This window comes from Pseudomonas sp. 2VD (assembly GCF_005503585.1).
GTDB lineage: Bacteria > Pseudomonadota > Gammaproteobacteria > Pseudomonadales > Pseudomonadaceae > Pseudomonas > Pseudomonas aeruginosa.
Genome location: NZ_SCND01000345.1, coordinates 1 through 6318, shown reverse-complemented (window position 1 = coordinate 6318; position 6318 = coordinate 1). Strand labels below are relative to the sequence as shown.

Sequence of the window (6318 nt, the reverse complement as noted above, 5' to 3'; positions counted from 1 at the left end):
GTACGTGCACATCCCGTGGTGCGTGCGCAAGTGCCCGTATTGCGACTTCAACTCCCACGCCGCTGGCCCGGAGCTGCCCGAAGAGGCCTATGTCGACGCCCTGCTCGCCGACCTGGAGCAGGACCTGCGCCATGTCCACGGCCGGCGCCTGGGTTCGATCTTCTTCGGCGGCGGCACACCCAGCCTGTTCTCGGCCAAGGCCCTGGGCCGGCTACTGGAAGGCGTCGAACGCAAGGTCGGCTTCGCCGACGGCATCGAGATCACCCTGGAAGCCAATCCCGGCACCTTCGAACAGGTCAAGTTCGCCGACTACCGGCGCCTCGGCATCAATCGCCTGTCCATCGGCGTACAGAGCTTCCAGGCCGACAAGCTGCAGGCCCTGGGACGCATCCACGACGGCGCCGAGGCAGTGCGCGCCGCCGACATGGCGCGCCAGGCCGGCTTCGACAACTTCAACCTCGACCTGATGCACGGCCTGCCCGGGCAAAGCCTCGACGACGCCCTGGCCGACCTGCGCCAGGCCCTCGCCCTGGCCCCCACGCACCTCTCCTGGTACCAACTGACCATGGAGCCGAACACGGTGTTCTGGAGCCAGCCGCCGGAGCTGCCCGAGGACGACATCCTCTGGGACATCCAGGAAGCCGGCCAGGCCCTGCTCGACGCGCACGGCTACCGCCAGTACGAGACCTCCGCCTACGCCCGCGACGGCCTGCGCGCCCGGCACAACCTGAACTACTGGAGCTTCGGCGACTTCCTCGGCATCGGCGCCGGCGCCCACGCCAAGCTGAGCGCGCCGGACGGACGCATCGTGCGGACCTGGAAGACCCGCCTGCCGAAGGACTACCTCAACCCGCAAAAGGCCTTCCAGGCCGGCGAGCGCCCGCTGGAAGCGGCCGACCTGCCATTCGAGTTCATGATGAACGTGCTGCGCCTGGTCGACGGCGTCCCCGCCGCGCTCTACCCGCAGCGCACCGGCCAGCCGCTGGCGGCGATCGCCGATGCCTGCGCCGCCGCGCGCGACGCCGGGCTGCTCGCCGACGACCCGCAGCGCCTGCGTCCCAGCGAACGCGGCCAGCTGTTCCTCAACGACCTGCTGCAACATTTCCTGCCGTGACGACGGATGCACGCCCATCCGTGCCGGCAGGCAGGTAAACTCCGCCGACCGACACGCCGATTCGTTACAAGGAACCCTCGATGGATTACGCGCTGGACCTGATCGCCACCCTGTCGCGCTGGAGCCGCAGCCACCTGTCGGACATTTCCCTGGCCATCATGGCCACCCTGCTGGTGCTGTTCGGCCCGGCGATCAACGCCTGGGTACAGCAGCGCATCGGCAGCCTCAACTTCGTCTTCCGCACCCTGCTGTTCGTGCTGATCTGCGCGGTCGGCTACGGCCTGGCGATGGTCTTCGTCACCCCCTGGCTGGCCAAGGGCCTCGGCTACTTCAACAACTACACCCTGGCGCCCGTGCTCCTGCTAGTGTTCTTCGTGATCGGCATGATCGCCGATCGCAGCTGAGCCCCCGGTCTCCCGGCGGCCAGCGCCGTCCCCAAGAGCGTCATGGCCTCCGGGAGCCCGCATGAAACCGATCAAGCACCTCTATCTGCATTTCACCGACGGCCAGCGCCTGTCGCTGCGCTTCCCGCGCCAGCAGGACGACCCGGCCGAGGTCGCCCGCAGCATCCGCCAGCAACTGGACACGCCCTATCTCAGCGTCGAGGTCGACGGCGACCTGCTGCTGATTCCGCGGGACAGCATCAAGTACCTGCAGATCAGCCCGGCGCCGGCGCGCCTGGACGACGACGGCACGCTGCGCGGCGCCGAGCTGATCGTCTGAGGGCCGTCCGCCTCAGTTACCCTCCCGGCGCAGCGCCTGCGGGGTGAAGTCGCGCGGCCCGACCTGGACGCCGAAGTCGTACATCGGCTCGTTGTTGTCCAGCCCATCGACGAAGTAGCGGCCGCCCTTGAAGTCGTAGATCGCTTCCAGGGTGCTGGAGACCAGCGGCACATCGTAGTAGTTGATCGGATGGACCTCCTGGGCCCGGGTCAGCACGCCATCCTTGTCGTAGATGTCGGCGGCGAGGATCTGCCAGCTGTCTTCGTCGAGGTAGAAGCGGCGCTTGGCGTAGGGATGGCTGAAGCCCTTGCGCAGGGTCGCCTCGACCACCCAAACGCGATGCAGCTCGTAGCGCAGCAGGTCGGGATTGATGAAGCGGCTCTTGAGGATGTCGCCATAGGCGAGGCCCTTCTGGTGCACCGCGTAGCTGTTGTAAGGCACCAGCATCTCGCGCTTGCCGAGCAACGCCCACTCGTAGTGGTCCGGTGCGCCGTTGTAGACATCCACGGTGTCCGCCGTGGCCATGCCGTTGGTATCCGGCTGCAGGCTGTCGTAGGCCAGGGTCGGCAAGCGCCGCACGCGCCGCTCGCCACGGTTGAAGCGCCAGGCCTTGCGGATCGACAGCACCTGGTCGAGGGTTTCCTGCACCACCAGCGCCGAACCGGCCAGGCGCGCCGGCGCGACCACCTTGTACTTGTAGTAGAACAACGTGTTGTCGAGGTTCTCCGGGATCATCCCCTCGCGGCCATAGACGAAGTACAGGTAGCGGTCGAGCTTGAGCAGGTTGTAGCTGCCGTTGGCCAGCACCGCCGCCTGGTTGGTCTGCAGGTGCAGTTGCTCGCCGCGGTAGCGCATGATGTGGTTCCAGATCGCTTCCTGGCCGCTCTGCGGCAGGGGGAAGGGCACACCGGCGGCAGCGCCCTGCACGCCGTTGCCGTCGGCGATCAGCTCGGCGCGGCTGGCGTTGGCGCGGGTAGCGTCGTACAGGCGCTGCGGCAGGGATGCGCTGCGGCGGGTGGGGAAGACCCGCAGGTGGTAGTCCGGGTTGGCCTGCAGCAAGGCCTGGGTGCCCGGCGTCAGCAGCGCCTGGTAGGCGGCCATGTTGCGGCTGTCGACGACCAGGCGCGGACGATCGGCGGCGAACGGGTCGAGGTGATGCATGCCGGGCCGGTAGCCGGCCGGCGCCTGGGTGATGCCGCCGGTCCAGGGCGGGATGCTGCCATCGGCGTTGCCGGCCCGCTCCGCTCCCAGCGGGGTCAGGTCCTGGTCCAGGCGTGCGGCCTGGACTTCGTCTACCTTGGCCTGCGCCGCCCAGGCGCAACCGGCCCCGAGCAACAGGATGCCCAGTTTCTTCAACACAGCAGTCTCCTTTGCAGCCGGCCGAGCCGTGCCGCTCTTATTATTGGATCCGGCCGAAGCCGGGAAACGTGCAGCTTGAAGGTGAGGTCCGCCGGGTGTTCCCGGTCTGCTTGGAGTCCCGGCGCCGGTTCGGCGCCAGGGATACGTCGCTGGTGCGGTGGATCAGTCGATGCGCTCGAACTTGAGGTCCCAGACGCCATGTCCCAGGCGCTCCCCGCGCCGTTCGAACTTGGTCACCGGACGCTCTTGCGGGCGCGCTACGAAGCGGCCGTCTTCGGCCTGGTTGCGGTAGCCCGGCGCCGCGCTCATGACGTCCAGCATGTGCTCAGCATAGGGCTCCCAGTCGGTGGCCATGTGCAGCACGCCGCCGACCTTCAGCTTGCGCCGCACCAGTTCGGCGAATTCCGGCTGGACGATCCGCCGCTTGTGGTGGCGCTTCTTGTGCCAGGGATCGGGGAAGAACAGCAGCAGCCGATCGAGGCTGGCGTCGGCCACGCAGTGGCGCAGCACTTCCAGCGCGTCGCAGCTATACACCCGCACGTTGCCCAGGCCCTGGGTCAGCAGGCCGTTGAGCAGCGCGCCGACGCCGGGCTTGTGCACCTCAACGCCGATGAAGTCGATGTCAGGCGCGGCGGCGGCCATTTCCAGGGTGGAATGGCCCATGCCGAAGCCGATCTCGAAAGTCCGCGGCGCCCGGCGACCGAAGATCGCGTCGAAGTCCTGAACCTCATCGCTCAGTTCCAGGCCGAACTTCGGCCAGCCCAGGTCGAGGCCACGCTGCTGGCCTTCGGTCATGCGCCCGGCGCGCATCACGAAGCTCTTCACGGTGCGCATCGGCCGTGCTTCGTCGTGTTCCGCCAGGGAGTCCTGGGCCGGGGATTGCGGGGTATCGCTCATGGAAAAGAAAACCTTGCTAGAGACAGAAGGGCGGGCTGCCTGCCGGACGCTTCCCGCATCCGGCGGACAGCCCGCCCCAGGTAGTCGGTATCAGTCGATCAGGCCGTCCAGCGGCGACGAGGCGCTGGCATACAGCTTGCGCGGCATGCGTCCGGCCAGGTAGGCGAGGCGACCGGCGACGATCGCGTGCTTCATGGCCTCGGCCATCATCACCGGGTCCTTGGCATGGGCGATGGCGGTGTTCATCAGCACCGCCTCGCAACCCAGCTCCATGGCGATCGCTGCATCGGAAGCGGTGCCCACGCCGGCGTCGACCAGCACCGGGACCTTGGCTTCCTCGAGGATGATGCGCAGGTTGTAGGGGTTGCAGATGCCCAGGCCGGAGCCGATCAGGCCGGCCAGCGGCATCACCGCGATGCAGCCGATCTCGGCCAGTTGGCGGGCGATGATCGGGTCGTCGCTGGTGTACACCATCACGTCGAAGCCGTCCTTCACCAGTTGCTCGGCGGCCTTGAGGGTCTCGACGACGTTGGGGAACAGGGTCTTCTGGTCGGCGAGGACTTCCAGTTTGACCAGGTTGTGCCCGTCCAGCAGCTCGCGGGCCAGGCGGCAGGTGCGCACGGCCTCGACCGCGTCATAGCAGCCGGCGGTGTTCGGCAGGATGGTATAGCGATCCGGCGGGATCACATCCAGCAGGTTCGGCTCGTCGGGATTTTGCCCGATGTTGGTGCGCCGCACCGCCACCGTGACGATCTCCGCTCCGGAGGCCTCGATGGCCCGGCGGGTCTCGTCGAGGTCCTTGTACTTGCCGGTCCCCACCAGCAGGCGCGAGCCATAGGTACGGCCGGCGATGACGAAGGGGGTATCGGTACTGGATGCTTGGCTCATCGGATGACTCCTGGATGGAAAGGCTTGCGGGGCCGATGGAAGGGTTCGGGGGCCAGGCCTAGCCGCCGCCGATGGCGTGGACGATCTCCACGCGATCGCCATCCTTGAGCGCGGTGCTGGCGTGCTGGCTGCGCGGCACGATATCCAGGTTCAGCTCGACGGCCACGCGGCGGCCGCCAAGCTCCAGGCGGGCCAGCAGGTCCGCGACGCTCTGCGCGTCGGGCAGCTCGAAGGGCTCGCCGTTCAGTTGAATCTGCATGGCTGGACGGTCACGAAAGTGAAAGGGAGCGGCATTCTAGCCCGATCCACCCCGATGACCAAGGCGCCTTGTCGACAAGTGCGCCGCCTGAGGCAACCGGTCTCAGGCGTTGCCCAGGCGCCAGGCGGCCAGCCCCAGGCACAGCCAGCCGGCGAGGAAGGAGACGCCGCCGAACGGGGTGACGATGCCGAGCTTGCCGACGCCGCTGAGGGTCAGCAGGTAGAGGCTGCCGGAGAACAGCAGGATGCCCAGCGTGAACAGGCCACCCGCCGCGCTCACCAGGCGGCCGTCCAGGCGGGTGGCGAGCAGCGCCACGCCGAACAGCGCCAGGGCATGGATCAACTGGTAGTGCACGCCGGTCTGGAATACCGCCAGGTACTCGGCGCTGAGCTGCTTCTTCAGGCCGTGGGCGGCGAACGCCCCGAGGGCCACGCCGGTGAAACCGAAAAATGCCGCCAACAACAGGAAGGGACGAAGCATGGACAAGACTCCGGTGATAGCATCCAGCCCGCTATAATGGCCGCCCCCTTCTTCCAAGCCAAGCCGCGCATGTTGCGATCCCTGTTCCGCCGCCTGTTCAAGTACCTGCTCTGGTTCATGGCCGCCAGCGTCGTGCTGGTCGCGGTCCTGCGCTGGGTGCCGCCACCGGGGACCATGGTCATGGTCGAACGCAAGGTCGGCTCCTGGGTCGACGGCCAGCCCATCGACCTGCAGCGCGACTGGCGCTCCTGGGAGCAGTTGCCGGACAGCCTGAAGGTCGCGGTGATCGCCGGCGAGGACCAGCACTTCGCCGAGCACCACGGCTTCGACCTGCCGGCCATCCAGCAGGCCCTCGCGCACAACGAGCGCGGCGGCAGTATCCGCGGCGCCAGTACGCTCAGCCAGCAGGTGGCGAAGAACGTCTTCCTCTGGTCCGGGCGCAGTTGGCTGCGCAAGGGCCTGGAGGCCTGGTTCACCCTGCTGATCGAGACGCTCTGGACCAAGCAACGGATTCTCGAGGTCTACCTGAACAGCGCCGAATGGGGCCCGGGCGTCTTCGGCGCGCAGGCTGCGGCACGCTATCACTTCGGCCTCGACG

9 protein-coding genes are annotated in these 6318 nt (G+C 67.7%); 4 read left to right on the top strand and 5 right to left on the bottom strand.

Annotation, left to right across the window (positions count from 1 at the left end; all coding sequences use genetic code 11):
* From hemW to FFS27_RS26510, 3 genes are all read left to right on the top strand, one after another.
* Positions 1-1114, top strand: a 1114-nt coding sequence (hemW, locus tag FFS27_RS26520) for a radical SAM family heme chaperone HemW (RefSeq protein ID WP_177527262.1), incomplete at its 5' end; no start/stop codon positions are given.
* 80 nt (positions 1115-1194) lie between these two features.
* On the top strand, positions 1195-1518 hold the full coding sequence (locus tag FFS27_RS26515; RefSeq protein WP_003084525.1) for a DUF3392 domain-containing protein: 324 nt from the start codon (positions 1195-1197) through the stop codon (positions 1516-1518).
* Positions 1519-1579: 61 nt separating this feature from the next.
* A complete protein-coding gene (locus tag FFS27_RS26510) occupies positions 1580-1837 on the top strand; it encodes a hypothetical protein (RefSeq protein WP_003084524.1) in 258 nt (85 codons plus the stop codon).
* A 12-nt stretch (positions 1838-1849) separates the two neighbouring features.
* Here the strand turns inward: FFS27_RS26510 and FFS27_RS26505 are convergent, their stop codons facing one another.
* From FFS27_RS26505 to FFS27_RS26485, 5 genes are all read right to left on the bottom strand, one after another.
* Positions 1850-3196 (bottom strand): DUF1329 domain-containing protein, encoded by a 1347-nt coding sequence (locus FFS27_RS26505; RefSeq protein ID WP_003084522.1) that lies wholly within the window; start codon positions 3194-3196, stop codon positions 1850-1852.
* Positions 3197-3358: 162 nt separating this feature from the next.
* Positions 3359-4030, bottom strand: coding sequence for a tRNA (guanosine(46)-N7)-methyltransferase TrmB (gene trmB, locus FFS27_RS26500; RefSeq protein ID WP_213904628.1), 672 nt, complete (start codon positions 4028-4030; stop codon positions 3359-3361).
* A 153-nt stretch (positions 4031-4183) separates the two neighbouring features.
* On the bottom strand, positions 4184-4981 hold the full coding sequence (locus FFS27_RS26495) for a thiazole synthase (RefSeq protein WP_003084517.1): 798 nt from the start codon (positions 4979-4981) through the stop codon (positions 4184-4186).
* Positions 4982-5039: 58 nt separating this feature from the next.
* Positions 5040-5240, bottom strand: a complete 201-nt coding sequence (gene thiS, locus FFS27_RS26490) for a sulfur carrier protein ThiS (protein ID WP_003084514.1) — start codon at positions 5238-5240, stop codon at positions 5040-5042.
* Positions 5241-5342: 102 nt separating this feature from the next.
* Positions 5343-5720 carry a DUF423 domain-containing protein gene (locus tag FFS27_RS26485; RefSeq protein WP_021263126.1) on the bottom strand — a complete coding sequence of 126 codons (378 nt, stop codon included), beginning with the start codon at positions 5718-5720 and terminating at the stop codon, positions 5343-5345.
* 36 nt (positions 5721-5756) lie between these two features.
* Here FFS27_RS26485 and mtgA point away from each other — a divergent pair.
* The coding region (mtgA, locus tag FFS27_RS26480; RefSeq protein WP_137952312.1) for a monofunctional biosynthetic peptidoglycan transglycosylase at positions 5757-6318 on the top strand (562 nt) is incomplete at its 3' end.